At 70.8% G+C, this 15,058-nt stretch carries 11 protein-coding genes; 6 read left to right on the forward strand and 5 right to left on the reverse strand.

Annotated features, from left to right (window positions below; translation table 11 throughout):
- The first annotated feature begins 267 nt into the window (after window positions 1-267).
- The 3 genes from VJ693_RS04750 (at window position 268) to VJ693_RS04760 (ending at window position 6,189) form a co-directional block, all read left to right on the forward strand.
- Window positions 268-813: an HPF/RaiA family ribosome-associated protein gene (locus VJ693_RS04750; RefSeq protein ID WP_324152323.1), complete on the forward strand. Its 546-nt coding sequence runs from the start codon at window positions 268-270 to the stop codon at window positions 811-813.
- A 19-nt stretch (window positions 814-832) separates the two neighbouring features.
- Window positions 833-3,649, forward strand: a complete 2,817-nt coding sequence (locus VJ693_RS04755; RefSeq protein WP_324152324.1) for an AMP-binding protein — start codon at window positions 833-835, stop codon at window positions 3,647-3,649.
- 86 nt (window positions 3,650-3,735) lie between these two features.
- Entirely contained in the window at window positions 3,736-6,189 is a 2,454-nt protein-coding gene (locus VJ693_RS04760; protein ID WP_324152325.1) for a Lon protease family protein, read from the forward strand.
- Window positions 6,190-6,199: 10 nt separating this feature from the next.
- Here VJ693_RS04760 and VJ693_RS04765 read toward each other — a convergent pair whose 3' ends face one another.
- Window positions 6,200-7,324, reverse strand: a complete 1,125-nt coding sequence (locus tag VJ693_RS04765; protein WP_324152326.1) for a CapA family protein — start codon at window positions 7,322-7,324, stop codon at window positions 6,200-6,202.
- Between the two features lie 119 nt (window positions 7,325-7,443).
- Here VJ693_RS04765 and VJ693_RS04770 point away from each other — a divergent pair, with 119 nt between their 5' ends.
- Window positions 7,444-8,688 carry a cyclopropane-fatty-acyl-phospholipid synthase family protein gene (locus tag VJ693_RS04770; RefSeq protein WP_324152327.1) on the forward strand — a complete coding sequence of 415 codons (1,245 nt, stop codon included), beginning with the start codon at window positions 7,444-7,446 and terminating at the stop codon, window positions 8,686-8,688.
- Window positions 8,681-10,027 (forward strand): FAD-binding oxidoreductase, encoded by a 1,347-nt coding sequence (locus VJ693_RS04775; protein WP_324152328.1) that lies wholly within the window; start codon window positions 8,681-8,683, stop codon window positions 10,025-10,027. Before VJ693_RS04770 ends, VJ693_RS04775 begins: the two co-directional genes overlap by 8 nt.
- A 1-nt stretch (window position 10,028) precedes the next feature.
- On the opposite strand, the gene VJ693_RS04780 is transcribed toward VJ693_RS04775, so the two are convergent.
- From VJ693_RS04780 to VJ693_RS04790, 3 genes are read right to left on the reverse strand one after another with little or no spacing between them, the layout of a single operon-like run.
- Window positions 10,029-11,081 carry a hypothetical protein gene (locus VJ693_RS04780; protein ID WP_324152329.1) on the reverse strand — a complete coding sequence of 351 codons (1,053 nt, stop codon included), beginning with the start codon at window positions 11,079-11,081 and terminating at the stop codon, window positions 10,029-10,031.
- 11 nt (window positions 11,082-11,092) lie between these two features.
- Complete coding sequence (locus tag VJ693_RS04785; protein ID WP_324152330.1) at window positions 11,093-11,548, reverse strand: hypothetical protein; 456 nt, start codon at window positions 11,546-11,548, stop codon at window positions 11,093-11,095.
- Window positions 11,549-11,573: 25 nt separating this feature from the next.
- A complete protein-coding gene (locus VJ693_RS04790; protein ID WP_324152331.1) occupies window positions 11,574-12,149 on the reverse strand; it encodes an SH3 domain-containing protein in 576 nt (191 codons plus the stop codon).
- A gap of 143 nt (window positions 12,150-12,292) precedes the next feature.
- Here VJ693_RS04790 and VJ693_RS04795 point away from each other — a divergent pair, with 143 nt between their 5' ends.
- Window positions 12,293-12,958, forward strand: coding sequence for a hypothetical protein (locus tag VJ693_RS04795; protein ID WP_324152332.1), 666 nt, complete (start codon window positions 12,293-12,295; stop codon window positions 12,956-12,958).
- Between the two features lie 15 nt (window positions 12,959-12,973).
- Here VJ693_RS04795 and lon read toward each other — a convergent pair.
- Window positions 12,974-15,058, reverse strand: a 2,085-nt coding sequence (gene lon / locus VJ693_RS04800; RefSeq protein ID WP_324152333.1) for an endopeptidase La, incomplete at its 5' end; no start/stop codon positions are given.

The following is a 15,058-nucleotide window of genomic DNA, read 5'->3' on the forward strand; positions in this document are numbered from 1 at the left end:
CGGCGATCGAGCGGGTCGTGGTCTGCGACAGCGTGCCCGCGTTCCGGGTCGTGCCGGGCAGCCCGCTGGCCGCCAAGCTGGAAACGGCGTCGTGCGTGCCACTGTTCGCACTGGCGCTGCGCGAGAGCCACGCGGCCTGGAGCCGCTGACGCGCCCGCGGCGGCTTGCGCCGCTGATGCGTAGTCAGCGGCTTGCACCGCAGTTGCGGCAGCGCAAAGGTCGCGTGCCGCGTCGGCGCCATCGTTGGCACATGCCAGGAGATTCACGATGAAGCAACCGCTGGACATCCGCTTTCTGGGCCTCGAGCCTTCGCCGGCCGTCGAAGCCGCCGCGCGCGACAAGGCTGCCCGCCTCGACCGCTTCTTCCCCGCGCTGATGGCGTGCCGGGTGACGATCGAGCTGGAGCATCGCCACAAGCACCAGGGCAAGCCGTATGCCGTGCGCATCGACGTCACGTTGCCGGGGCATGAACTGAGCATCGACCGGGTGCAGGACGAGGACGTGTACGTGGCGCTGCGCGACGCGTTCGACGCGATCCGGCGCCGCATCGAGGACACGGCGCGCAGCATGCGCGGCCAGGAGAAGCTCCACCCGACGCCGCTGCGCGGCGAGGTCGTGCGCTTCGACGACGCCGACCACTGCGGCTTCATCCGCACGGCCGACGGCGACGAATACTGGTTCGGGCCGGAGAACATGGCCGATGTGCCGTTCGAGCACCTGAGCATCGGCACCGAGGTTCAGTTCATTCCGGAAGTGGCCGCCGAGGGCCGGCAGGCCAAGCGGGTCAGTCCCGGCAAGCACCACGTCGGCTGACGGGGGCCGGGGTGGCGACGTGCCGTCAACCCACCCTGGCGAGGTAACGCCGGCGCAACTCGCGTCGGTGATCCAGGAGCTGTTGCGCGAGTTGCGCGGCGGTGACGCCCCGCCGCCGGCGCTCGACGACGATCTGGAGCGCACGCTGGGCGTCGACAGCCTGGCGCGCATGGAGCTGATGCTGCGCTTGGAGCGGGCTTTCGGCGTGCAGATGCCCGAGGCCGCCATGCAGGCAGCGCAGACCCCGCGCGACCTGCTGCGTGCGCTGGCGGCCGCGCCGGCGCGGGCCGGCGCCAGCGTGCGCGTTGCAGAGCATGCCGGGGCCATGCCCGGCCCGGCACCCCCGGCGCCCGGGGCGGCCGACCTGCCGCGCGAGGCCACCACCTTGCTCGAGGTGCTGCAGTGGCATGCCGAGCGGGCCGGCGCCCGGCGCCACGTCACCCTCTGGCGCGAGGAAGGGCAGGCGGCCGAGGAACTGAGCCACGCGGCGCTGCTCGAGCAGGCGCGGGTGGCCGCGGCGGCGCTGCAGCACGAGGGGCTGGCCACCGGCGAGGCGGTCGCGCTGATGCTGCCGACCGGCCTCGACTTTCTCCAGTGTTTCATGGGCATCCTGCTCGCCGGCGGCGTGCCGGTGCCGATCTACCCGCCTGTTCGCGCCTCGCAGATCGAGGACCACTTGCGCCGCCAGGCCAACATCCTGGCCAACGCACAGGCGACGTTCCTGATCAGCGACGAGCGTGCCCTGCCGGCGGCGCGCATCCTGCGGGCCGGCGCGCCGGGGCTGCGCGCGGTGCTGGACGCCGCCCGGCTGCGCGGGCCCGGCCGCGCGCCGCAGCCGGTGCTGCGCGGCGCACAGGACACGGCGCTGATCCAGTACACCTCGGGCAGCACCGGCCAGCCCAAGGGCGTGGTGCTGACGCATGCCAACCTGCTGGCCAACATCCGCGCGATGGGGCAGGCGCTGAAGGTCGGCCCGGGCGACCGCTTCGTGAGCTGGCTGCCGCTGTACCACGACATGGGCCTGATCGGTGCCTGGCTGGGCAGCCTGTACCACGCGATGCCGCTGCTGCTGATGCCGCCGCAGGCCTTTCTCGGCCGGCCCTCGCGCTGGCTGCGCGCGATGAGCGAGCAGCGCGCCACGCTGACGGGCGCGCCGAACTTTGCGTACGAGATCCTCGCCACGCGCGTGCCGGACGCCGACCTGCAGGGGCTGGACCTGCGCGCCTGGCGCGCGGCGGTGAACGGCTCGGAGCCGGTGCATGCCGCCACGCTGGCCCTGTTCGGCGAGCGTTTCGGCCGTGTCGGCTTCGATCGGCGCGCCATGATGCCGGTCTACGGGCTGGCCGAGTGCGGCGTGGGCCTGGCCTTTCCGCCGCTCGGCCGCGGGCCGCGGGTCGACGTCGTCGACCGCCGCGCGCTGCAGGAGCGTGGGCGCGCCGAGCCGGCCGGTGCCGGCAGCCCAGGGGCGATGGACGTGGTCTGCTGCGGCCTGGCGCTGCCGGGCCATGAGCTGCGGATCGTCGATGAACACGGCGCCGAGCAGCCCGACCGGCACGAAGGCCGCATCGAGTTTCGCGGCCCGTCGACGACGGCGGGCTACTTCCGCAACCCGCAGGCCACCAAGGCGCTGTTCGATGGCGATTGGCTGGATTCGGGCGATGTCGGCTACATCGTTGACGGCGAGGTCTACCTCACCAACCGGGCCAAGGACCTGATCATCCGCGGCGGCCACAACATCCACCCCTACGATCTGGAGCAGGCCGTCGGCGCGCTGCCGGGCATCCGCCGCGGCTGCGTGGCGGTCTTCGGCGCCGCTGACCCGCACAGCCGCAGCGAGCGCGTCGTCGTGCTGGCCGAGACGCGCGTCGCCGAGACGGCGCAGCGGCGGGCCTTGCGCGAGCGCATTGCCCAGTGCTCGATCGAGGTGCTCGGGCTGCCGCCGGACGACATCGTGCTGGGGCCGCCGCACGCGGTGCTGAAGACCTCCAGCGGCAAGATCCGCCGCGCGGCCTGCCGCAGCCTGTACGAGCAGGGCGGCTTGGGGCAAGCGGGGCATGGCATCGCGCGGCAACTCGCGGCGCTGTGGCTGGACGCGCTGCGCCGCCGGTGGCGCGAGCCCGGGCGCGGGCTGGCTTTCGTCGCTTTCGGTGCCTGGGCGTGGTTGGTCCTGGCCGCCGGTGCCCTGGCCGGCTGCGCGGTGGCGCTGTGGCCGGCGCGGGCGCCGCGCAAGCGTGCTGAGCGGGCGATTGCACGGGCAGTCGTGCGGGCGAGCGGGCTGCCGGCGGCGATCGACGACACCGCGGCGCTGCCGGCGGGCCCCTGGATCGCCGTGGCCAACCATGCGAGCTATCTCGACTGGTTGCTGCTCGCCGCGGCGCTGCCGGCGCCGGCCTGCTTCGTCGCCAAGCGCGAGCTGGCCCGCCTGGCGCCGCTGCGCTGGCTGCTGGGGCGCGTGGGCGTGCGCTTCGTCGAGCGCGACGACGTGCATGCCAGTGTCGAAGACGCGAAGCGCCTGGTTCAGGCGGCGCAGGCCGGCGAGTGCCTGGTCTTCTTTCCCGAGGGCACGCTGACGCGGGCGCCGGGCCTGCGGCCGTTCCACATGGGGGCGTTCATCGCGGCGGCGCAAGCCGGCGTGGCGGTGGTGCCGGTCAGCCTGCGCGGCACCCGCTCGGTGCTGCGCGACGGGGCTTGGTGGCCGCGCCGCGGCGCGGTCGCCGTGCAGGTGCATGGGCTGCTGCGCGCCCAGGGCAGCGCCTGGGGCGACGCCGTGCGCCTGCGCGACCAGGCCCGCGAGCGGGTGGCGCAAGGCTGTGGTGAGCCCGTGGTGGACCGTTGAGCTTCAGCTTGATGCTCGTCAAGACGATTTCGCCCCGCTGTCGCACGCTTCGCATGGCCGAACTCCAACACCCGAAAAACTGCGCCGTGTCCCCCAACGAATCCTTGCCTGCCGAGCGCCTGTGCACACGCTGCGATCCGTCGCAGTTCGACTTCGAGACCACCGCCACGCTGCCCGAGCCGCAGCAACCCTTCGGGCAGGCGCGCGCGGTCAAGGCCGTGCAGGTGGGCCTGGAGGTCGCCGGGCGAGGTTACAACCTGTTCGTGCTGGGCCGCAGCGGCAGCAGCCGGCACCAGATCGTGCGCCGCCTGCTCGCGGCCGACGCGGCCGCGCGCCCGGCGCCGGCCGATTGGTGCTACGTCTACAACTTTGCCGACCCGAACAAGCCGCGGGCATTGAGCCTGCCGGCGGGCGAGGGCGCGCGCCTGCGCAACGAGATGCATGGCTTCGTCGGCGAGATCGCCAAGGCGATCGAGGCGGCGTTCGAGAGCGAGGAATACCGCTCGCGCATCGAGGCGATCCAGAACGAGTTCAAGCGCAGCGAAGACGGCTTGCTGCAGGCGCTCGGCGACAAGGCGGCCGCGCAGGGCGTGGCGCTGCTGCACACGCCGCAGGGCTTCGCGTTCGCCCCGCTGAAGGACGGCGCGCCGATGACCGGCGAGCAGATCGATCAGATGACGGACGAGGAGCGCGACCGGATCGCCAAGGTGATGGGGGAGCTGCGCGAGGCGCTGACCCGGCTGCTGCAGCAACTGCCGCGCTCGCGCCGCGACATGCAGACCCGCATCCGAGAGGCCAGCCGCGACGCGATGGCGCTGGCCGCCGGCCACCTGATCGACGAGCTGAAGGAGCGCTTCGCCGCACTGCCGCAGGTGATCGCCTTCCTCGACGAGGTGCTCAAGGACGTGGTCGAGGCCGGCGGCCAGCTGCGCGAGCACAAGACGCAGGAAGACGACGAGGAGATCAGCAGCATCTCGGGCACGCTGTCGCTGGTGCGCTACGAGGTCAACCTGCTGGTCGGCCACGAGGCAGCGGGCCATGCGCCGGTCGAGTCCTGCGACAACCCGAGCTACCCGAACCTGATCGGCCGCATCGACCACCTGGCCCACATGGGCACGCTGCTGACCAACTTCACGCTGATCAAGCCGGGCGCGCTGCACCAGGCCAATGGCGGCTACCTGCTGCTCGACACCGTGCAGCTGCTCGGTCAGCCCTATGCCTGGGACGGGCTCAAGCGCGTGCTGCGCACCGGGCAGATCGTGATCGAGTCGCTGCCGCAGCTGCTGGGCTTCGGCGGCACGCTGCCGCTGGAGCCCGAGCCGATCCCGGTGCAGCTGAAGGTGGTGCTGTTCGGCGAGCGCGAGCACTACTACCTGTTGCAGGAGCTGGACGACGAGTTCGACGAGTTGTTCAAGGTGGCCGCCGACTTCGAGGACGAGGTGCCGCGCGATGCCGAGCACACCACCGAGTTCGTGCGCCTGCTGGGCTCGCTCGCGCGCAGCCAGGGCTTGCGCCCGCTGGACCGCGGCGCCGCGGCGCGCCTGGTCGAGCAGGCGGCGCGGCTGGCGGGCGACGCGGGCAAGCTGTCCACACGCACCCGGCCGCTGAACGACCTGCTGCAGGAGGCCAACGCCTTCGCCGGCCGCGCCGGCCGCGCGGTCATCTGCCGCGAGGACGTGCTGGCGGCGCGGGCCGCCGCGGAGCACCGCGCCGACCGGCTGCGCGGCTCGCTGCACGACGCGGTGCTGCGCGACACGCTGCTGATCGACACCGCGGGCGCCCACGTCGGCCAGGTCAACGGGCTGGCGGTCACGCAGCTCGGCGAGTTCGCCTTCGGCCATCCGGTGCGCATCACCGCCACCGCGCGGCTGGGCGACGGCGAGGTGGTCGACATCCTGCGCGAGTCGCAGCTCGGCCGGCCGCTGCACTCCAAGGGCGTGCTGATCCTCGTCGCCTTCCTCGGCGCGCGCTACTCGCACGGCTTGCCGCTGTCGCTGCGGGCCAACCTGGTCTTCGAGCAGACGTACGGCCCGGTCGAGGGCGACAGCGCCTCGCTGGCCGAGCTGTGCGCGCTGTTGTCGGCGCTGGCCGGCGCGCCGGTGCGCCAGTCGCTGGCGGTGACCGGCTCGATCAACCAGTTCGGCCAGGTGCAGGCGGTGGGGGCGGTCAACGAGAAGATCGAAGGCTTCTTCGACGTCTGCCGGGCGCGCGGCCTCAATGGCGAGCAGGGCGTGTTGCTGCCGCGCGCGAACGCGCAGCACCTGATGCTGCGTGAGGACGTGGTGCAGGCGGTCGCCGAGGGGCGGTTCCACGTCTACCCGGTCGATGACGTCGACCAGGCGATTGCCCTGCTGACCGGCATCCCGGCCGGCGCGGCCGACGCCGCCGGGCATGCCACCGACGGCACCATCAACCACCGCGTCGGCGCACGGCTGGAGGCCTTCTCGCTCGGCCGCCAGGCTTACGGCACCGGCCAGCCACAGCGGGCCGCCAAGGCCTGGCAGCGGCGGCCCGTCGTGCGCCGAGTGATCGAGAGATAGTTCGCGAGGCTCAGGACCAGGCGAGTTGCCAGCGCCCGCCCGGGTTGATCTCGATGCGGCTGCCCAGCGCGGTGCAGCCCGGTGCGAGCAGGTCGTGCAGCCAGTGCAGCGATTCGGCCGAGGGCGTCGACAGCCGAAAACGGCGCAGCTGCAGCGGCACGATCTCGAGCGCCTGCAGGCGGGCATCTGCACACGACAGCGTGGCCGCGTACAGGCAGCCGATGTCGGAGCGCAGCGCGCCGTGCGCGCCGATGCCTTCGTAGTCGTTGATCAGGTCGCCACAGCCGTAGAGGATCAGCTTGCCCGCATGCACCTCGATCGGCAGCGGGTGGTGCGAGGAATGGCCGTGCACCACGTCGGCGGCGCCGAGGTCGATCAGGCGATGGGCGAAGCGGCGATGGGCCGCCGGCACCTGCCCGACCCAGTTCTCGCCCCAGTGCAGCGAGACGAGCACGCAGTCGCCGGCACGCCGGGCGTGTGCCACCTCGGCGCACACGGCCTGGGCGTCGGCCTCGTCCAGCCGCGGCAGCAGCGCCACGCCAGGCTGCTGCGGCCCGGCCGCCCAGTCGTCCGGCACACCGCAGCCGGGCGCCGCGAAGGCGAACAACAGCAGCCGGGATCCGCCGGGCAGCGGCAGCACGGCCGGGGCGCGGGCCTCGCGCGCGTCGCCGCCGGCGCCGGCGCACGCGATGCCGGCGGCGCGCAGCACCTCGATCGTCTGCGCCAGGCCGGCAACACCCCAGTCCAGCACATGGTTGTTGGCCAGCGCGCAGGCATCGATGCGCGCGGCCGCCAGGCAGCCGACGTGGGCGGGGTTCGTGCGGTAGTGGATGCGCTTGCCCGGCGAGGGCGTTTGCGCGCCGGTGATCGCGGTCTCGAGGTTGACGATCCGTCGGTCGGGCGCCAGTCGCGCGATGGCCGCGAGCGCCTCGCCCCAGGGATAGTCAGGATCGACCGGTGCCGGAATCGGCCCGTTCGCCGCTTCGGCCAGGCGCACGTACTCGCGCGCATCCTGCACCCAGGGCTCGTAGAGCCGCGGCGGCAGCGGGTCGGCCAGCGCCTGGTCGATGCCGCGGCCGGTCATCACGTCGCCGGCCAGCAGCAGCTTGAAGGTCTCGGTCGACGGCGCTTCCATGCTCCCGTTTGTGCGCCACCACCGGGCGGCGCCGCTTGCGCCAGCGCAACGGCTTGCGCGCGCGCAAGCAGGGCCGCCGCGTTCTGCCTAGAGTGGTCTGATACGGAGGAGGCCTGACGATGACGACAGCGGCCACCTGGTGGCAGTCCGGCCCCCGCCACCCGCTGCAGGTCGTGATGGACTCGCTGGCGGCACGTTCGGGCGCGGCCTTCGAGGTCGAGTTGCCCGACGGCCGGCGCCTTCGCAGCGGCACCGGCACACCGGCCTTCGCCATCGTCTTCCACACCGATGCGGCGCTGGTGGCGACGATGACCCGCGGCCACATGGGCCTGCTCGAAGCCTGGTTCGATCAGACGATGGATGTGCGGGGCGAGCTCCGGGCGGTTTTCGCGGCCGGCCTGGCGGCGGGGTTCGACCTGCAGACGCGGCCATGGAACGGGCTCGAGAACGACCTGCACGAGTGGCGACACTCGAACGCCTCGCCGGCCCGCGCCAAGGCCAACGCCCGGGCCCACTACGGCCTCGGCACGGCGTTCTACCGGCGGTGGCTGGACGACCCGCTGATGATGTACACCTGCGGCTACTGGCCCGAGGGCACGACGAGCCTGGAGCAGGCCCAGCGCCAGAAGATCGACCACGTCTGCCGCAAGCTGCGCCTGGCACCCGGCGAGCGCTATGTCGACGTCGGCTGCGGCTTCGGCGGCTTCATGTTCCGGGCGCTGGAGACCACCGGCGCGCTCGGCACCGGAGTCAACACCACGACCGAGCAGGTGCAGTGGCTGCAAGGCGAGATCGAGCGGCGCGGCCTGCAGCAGCAGCTCGCGGTGCGCGAGGCCGACTTCCGCGATGTCGATGGCCCCTACGACAAGCTGGTGTCGATCGGCGTGCTGGAGCATGCCGGGCGCGACCAGCTCGCCGAGGTCATCCGTGCGCATGCCGCCTTCCTGAAGCCGGGCGGCCTGGGCGTGCTGCATTTCATCGGTCATGTCGGGCGCTTCGAGACCGAGCTGTTCATTCGCAAGCATGTCTTCCCGGGCGGCTGGATCCCCAGCCTGGCCGACGTGATCGTCGAGATGGAGCGCTGCGGCCTGGAGGTGGTCGACATCGAGAACCTGCGCCGGCACTATGCGCTGACGCTGGATGTCTGGGCCGAGCGATTCGAACGCGGCTGGCCGCAGATCCGCGCGCTCGACCCGGTGCGCTTCGACGAGCGGTTCCACCGTGTCTGGCGGGCCTACCTGATCGGCTGTGCCGAGATGTTCCGCTCGCCGGCGGGCTACACGCATCTGTTCCAGATCGTGTTCTGCAAGGGGCGCATCAACATGGCCGACTACCCGATGGGGCGGGGCTTCCTGTATGGGTGATTCGGCACCGGCTTACGCGCAGCGCTGTGCCGAAGCGGCGGCGGCCATGCGTGCGCTGGCCGCGGATGGCCCGCCACGGCTGGCCAAATCGACCTCGAACCTCTTTCGCGACCGCGCCGGCGCCGCGCACCGGCGGCTGGACCTGAGCGGCTTCGACCACGTGATCGAGGTGAACAGCCACGAAGGCTGGGTCGACGTCGAAGGCGGCACGAGCTACGAGGCACTGGTGGCAGCCACGCTCGCCCACGGGCGGATGCCGGCGGTCGTGCCGCAGCTCAAGACGATCACCGCGGGCGGCGCGGCGGCCGGGGTCGGCATCGAGGCCACGTCGTTTCGCGCCGGCCTCGTGCACCACACGATGCGCGAGCTCGATGTGCTGCTGCCCAGCGGCGAGGTCGTGGCCTGCACGCCCGACAACGAGTACCGCGACCTGTTCCACGGCTTCCCGAACTCGTACGGCACGCTGGGTTACGCACTGAGGCTCAGGCTGGGCACCGTGCCGACGCGGCGGTTCGTTCAGGTGGAGCACCGCCGTTGCGCGGACCTGGCGCGGTTCATCGACGAGGCGGCCGCCGCCTGCCGCGATCCGCGTGCCGATTTCGTCGATGGCGTCGTCTTCGACCGCCACACCGCGGTGCTGAACGTCGGCCGCTTCACCGACTGGGCGCCGGGCGTGAGCGACTACGGCTACGAGCGCATCTACTACCGCTCGCTGCTCGAGCGCGAGCTCGACCACCTGCGCGTGCAGGACTACCTCTGGCGCTGGGACACCGACTGGTTCTGGTGCTCGCGGCAGGTCGGCGCGCAGCACCCCATCGTGCGGCGCCTGCTGGGCCGCTCGCGGCTGAACTCGCGCACCTACCAGCGCGTGATGCGCTGGAACAGCCGCTGGGGCCTGACGCGCCGCTGGGCGCGGCTGACCGGCCGGCACCCCGAATCGGTGATCCAGGATGTCGACATCCCGCTCGATCGCGCAGGCGAGTTCCTCGATTTCCTGCTGCGCGAGATCGGCATCGTGCCGATCTGGGTCTGTCCGCTGCGCGAGGTCGGCGGGCCGTTCACGCTGTTCCCGCTGCGCGCCGGCATGCTGTACCTGAACTTCGGCTTCTGGGATGTCGTCGACAGCCCGATTGCGCACGAGCCCGGCCACTTCAACCGGCTCGTCGAACGCGAGGCGATGCGCCTGGGCGGCATCAAGTCGCTGTACTCCGACAGCTTCTTCAGCCCCGAGGAATTCGCGCGCGCCTACGACCTGCAGGCCTACGAGCGGCTCAAGGCCCGCTACGACCCGCAGGCCCGGCTGCTCGGCCTGTACGAGAAATGCGTGCTGCGGCGCTGACTCAGGCCGCCGGAATCCGGCCGAGGGCGGCCGATGCGCGGGCCAGGTACTGGCGGGCGCGCGGCACCCAGCGTTCGGGTGTGCGCGGCGCGGGGTCCAGCAGGTGGGCCAGCGCCAGCCGCGCGCGCAGCAGCGCACGCCGCGCCGCATGCAGGGGCCCGAGCGCCGGCGGTGGCACGTCGCCCAGGCCGGCGCTGCAGCGCGCCCACAGGCGGGGGCCGATCCAGGCGTTGCCGGCCACCTCGCACTCCATGCCCAGGTAGGCCAGCTCGTCGAAGGGGTCGATCTCGCGCAGCGCCGCGTCGAACTCGAGGCAGTCGATCACCACCGGCGGCTGCAGCATGCCCACGTGCTCGGGCCGCAGGTCGCCATGGCCTTCGATGATGCGGCCGCTGCGCACCCGTTCCTGGAGCAGCCCGGCATGCGCCGCCAGCGCGGCATCGACCGCATCCACGGGGGCTGCGGCATCGACATCGCGAAAGCGCGGCATCAGCAGCACGGCCCGGTTCTCGCGCTGCTCGCGCTGCACGCGCGCGAGGTAGTCCTCGGCCGACACGGCCGCGCGCGGTGCGTCGCGATAGAAGGCGATCAGCCGGTCGGCCAGGGTGTCGATCTCGGCCGGCTGCACCGTGCCCGAGCTGAGCTGGCGATCGAGCATCAACTCCGCCGGCAGGCGCTGCATCACCAGCACCCAGTCGACGGTCGCGCCAGGCGCCGGCAAGTCCTCGGCGGGCACGAGGGCGAACTCGCCGTCGTGCCATTGCAGCGCACGCACGCCCAGATAGACCTGCGGGGCCAGGCGCCAGTTCAGCCGCAGCTCGGCCTCGGCGTCGCGCCGCCGCGCCTCGGGCGTCGAGAAGTCGAGGAAGTCGTAGCGCACCGGCTTCTTCAGCTTCAGCGCGTAGGGGCCATGCAGCACCACCCACGACATGTGGGTCTCGACCAGTTCGGCCCTCTCGCCGGTGTCGCCCGCATCGCCCGGCGCCTCGAGCGACATCAGGAAGTGCAGCTTGGCGTCGGAACTCGGCGCCGGGATGCCGGACGGCGCGTTCACGGGACGGGTCTTCAGCGGGCTTCCGGCTTCGGCGGCGGCTGCATCTCGCCCTGGACGCCGAAGTGGAAGATGACCTGGTGGTGGTCACCGGCGTGGATGGTGGCCGTGCGGCGCAGCGTCTCGCCGCGGTAGCTGGCCTGCAGCTCGTAGCGCCCGAGCGGCAGGTTCACCAGCAGCCAGGGGCCGGACATCTTGCGCTCGAGCAGGACGCGGCCGCGCTCATCGGTGATGCGCAACTGCACCTCGGCGAGGTAGGCCCCCGACACCCGCACGGCCGTGATCAGCCACAGGCTGTACTGGTCGCGCTGCGCTTCGAGCGCGGTCGTCTCGTCGGCGCCGATGCCGCCCTCGACGAAAGGCGAGCCGTCGGCCGTCGTGCCGCGCATCAGTGCATGCGCGCTGAAGGCAGTGGCCGTGGCAGCGACGAGGGCGAGCAGCCGGGCGTGGCGGATGAGCGATGGCTTCATGTCAGGTCTCCAGGCAGATGGCCGGTCAGCGTTGCGGCTGGCCCGGCATGATGGGGTCGCGCGGCGGCGGCCTCTTAGGCGGTTGGGGCGATGGCTTGGACGGCGGCGCAGGGTGGAGGGGCGGTGCCGGGTTGGCTGGAGGCTGCCAGCGCGGATCGCGGGGCGGCGGCGCCGGGCGGTGCGGCGGTGGTGGCGGCGGGTAGCGGTGAACCCAGCGGTCCCGGTCGTGATACCAGGGCCGGTCGTTGTAGTGCAGCATCCAGTAGTCCATCAGCACGAAGCCGACGATGGCGATGCCGATCTCCGGGCCGTAGCGCAGGATCGGCACGCGGGCGCCCTGGTAAGGGTAGTCCAGGAACGCGGCATAGACCCAGCCGCGGTCGGGGCCGGCGACCACATCGCACCAGGTGTAGTCGCGCACGCAGCCGAGCACCGACACCTCGAGGCCCGAAGGCAGCACGGCGACGATCGGGTAGCCGCGTGCGGGGCCTGCGCGCAGGTTGACGGGCCGCTCGGTGTAGGCAATGGCCGTGTCGGCAGCGGCCGGCTGCAGCGCCGAAGCGGCGCAGACGAGCATCGAGGCGATCCATGGCTTGAGCATTGCGACCTCCTGGTTGCTTCGCAGCATAGGCAGCGCAGCGGCGCCGCGATTGATGCGCATCAGCGCGTACGTCGCGGCCGGCGCCAAAGTGGAATGGATCGGCGGGCGATCGCCGACACACCAACCATGCCGGAGGAGTTTTCATGAAGACCATTCGTTCCCTGCCGCTGGCCATGGCGTTGTCCGCTTCGGCCGTGCTGTTGTCGGCCGGCGGCTGCGCCACGAGCCCGCCCACGCCGCCGATCGCGGAAAAGATGACGCGGATGCCGATGGGTTCCGTGGTGACCTACCACCGCAAGAGTTCGGGCAGTCTTGGCGACTACGACGGCCAGGTCGTCTGGACCTTGAGCACGCGCACCTGGCAAGGCCGTGAGGTGGTGGCTTCCACGGCGCCCGGCGTTGGCGCCACGCTGAGTGACCCGGCGAGCCTGGCGCTGCTGGCCTTCCTCGATGCGAAGGGCTCGACGGTCACGTCATATGACCCACCGATGGCCTACCAGTGGCCACTGCAGGTGGGCAAGGCCTGGAGCTCGCAGTACATGATGACCGTGCCCGCCAGCGGCCGGGCGATTCCGTTGAAGATCGACTGGAAGGTCGAGGCCTGGGAGGACGTGACCGTGCCCGCTGGCACCTTCAAGGCCTACCGCCTAAGCTGGATCAACAGCCTTGGCGAGGCCGAAACGCGCTGGGTGAGTCCGGCCACCGGCATCGACCCGATCAAGCGCCACGTCGAGCGCTCGGCCATGCACCCGCAGGGTCCGGGCGTGCTCGATGCGGAGTTGCTGTCGAGCGTCGTGCCGGCGAAGTGACCGAGGGCTGACCGTTCAGGGCGCGCCGGCTTCGCCCAGCGCGGCCCGCACCGCATCGTCGACGTTGTCGAGCAGCACCACGTTCAAGCCTGTGCGAACCGACTCCGGCACGTCGCGCAGGTCCTTCTGGTTGCGCGCCGGGATCATCACGCGGGCGAGGCCGGCGCGCTGCGCGGCCAGCACCTTCTCCTTGATGCCGCCGACCGGCAGCACCAGGCCGCGCAAGCTGATCTCGCCAGTCATCGCGCAATCATTGCTCACTGGACGGTGCGTCAGCAGCGAGCACAGCGCGACATAGATCGCCACGCCGGCGCTGGGGCCGTCCTTGGGCATGGCGCCGGCAGGCACGTGCACATGAATGTCGCTGCTCTCGAAGACAGCGGCATCGACGCCGAGTTCTGCGCAATGCGCCTTGACCAGGGTGTGCGCCGCCTGCGCACTTTCCTTCATGATGTCGCCCAGCTTGCCGGTCAGGATCAGCTTGCCATTGCCTGGCGTCACGGTCGCCTCGATGAACAGGATGTCGCCGCCGGCCGGCGTCCATGCCAGGCCAGTCGCCACTCCTGGCAAGCCTGCATGCAGCGCCAGTTCGCTCTCGAACGTCTTCGGCCCGAGAATGTCCAGCACCTGTTCCAGCCCGAGCTGCATCTGTTGCGCGGAACCTTCGGCAATGAGCATCGCGACATGCCGAAAGACGGTGCCGATCTCGCGCTCGAGATTCCGCACGCCGGCTTCGCGCGTGTAGCCGCGGATGATGGCATGGATGGCGGCATCGTCGATGCGGCATTGCTGCTCGGTCATCCCGTCCGCTTCGAGTTGCCGGGGAACCAGGTAGCGGCGCGCGATCTGCGCCTTTTCTTGCGCAGTGTAGCCGGGCAGGCGGATGACTTCCATGCGGTCGAGCAAAGGCGGGGGGATGGTGTCGAGCATGTTGGCCGTGCCGATGAACATGACCTTGGACAAGTCGAACGGCTGGCCGAGGTAGCTGTCACGAAAATGCGCATTCTGCTCCGGGTCGAGCACTTCAAGGAGCGCGGCGGCCGGATCGCCGTGCATGCCGGCACCGAGCTTGTCGAGCTCGTCGAGCATCATGACGCAATTGCGCGTACCGGCCTTGCGCAGCGCCTGGATGATATTGCCAGGCAAGGCGCCGACATAGGTGCGCCGGTGGCCGCGGATTTCCGCTTCGTCATGCACGCCGCCCAGCGCCACGCGCACGAACTTACGGCCGGTAGCGCGCGCCACGCTTTGGCCGAGGGAGGTCTTGCCCACGCCGGGTGGCCCGACCAAGCACAGGATCGGGCTGTTCCCGGCCGGGTTGAGCTTACGCACGGCAAGATGTTCGAGGATGCGGCGCTTGACCTTGTCCAGGCCGAAATGGTCTTCGTCGAGAATGCGACGCGCTTGCCCGATGTCGATGTGTTCCTCGCTTTGGACCGACCAGGGCAGCTCGGTCATCCATTCCAGATAAGTGCACAGCATCGAATATTCGGCCGCCGCTTCCTGCATGCGTTCGAGCCGCTGCAGCTCCTTGCGCGTGTGCGCCTCGACCTCGGCCGGCATGTTGGCCTTGAGCAGCGCGGCTTGGAGCTTCTCGACCTCGGCCACGCTATCCGTGGCATCGCCCAGTTCCTTCTGAATCGTCTTCAACTGTTCGCGCAGCAAGAATTCGCGCTGCCGGTCATCCATGCGCTCCTTGGTCTGCTCGTTGATTTCATGCGACAGCTTCAATACCTCGATGCGGTCGGATAAAAATTGCAGCACCTTGTCGAGCCGCAGCGTCAAGTTGCGGGTTTCCAGCACTTCCTGCTTTTGTTGCAGCGGCAAATCCATCAGACCGGTGACGAAATCAGCCAGCGCCGCCGCCGAACTGATGTTCTGGGTCGCCGTCACCAGTTCGGCCGGCGCCTGCGGCAGCAGGTCAATGATGTCGGCGGCGCGCTGCTTGAGCTGCAACAGGCGCGCCTGGATATCATGGCCTTGCTCGTTTTCATCTTCCAGGAATTCGACGCGCGCCACGTGAAACGGATAACCCTCCAAAAATTCCAGCACGCGGATGCGCCGCTCGCCCTGGCACACGATGTAGTGGCCGCTGTCCTG

The sequence above is a fragment of the Ideonella sp. genome, from assembly GCF_035254525.1.
GTDB lineage: Bacteria > Pseudomonadota > Gammaproteobacteria > Burkholderiales > Burkholderiaceae_C > Ideonella.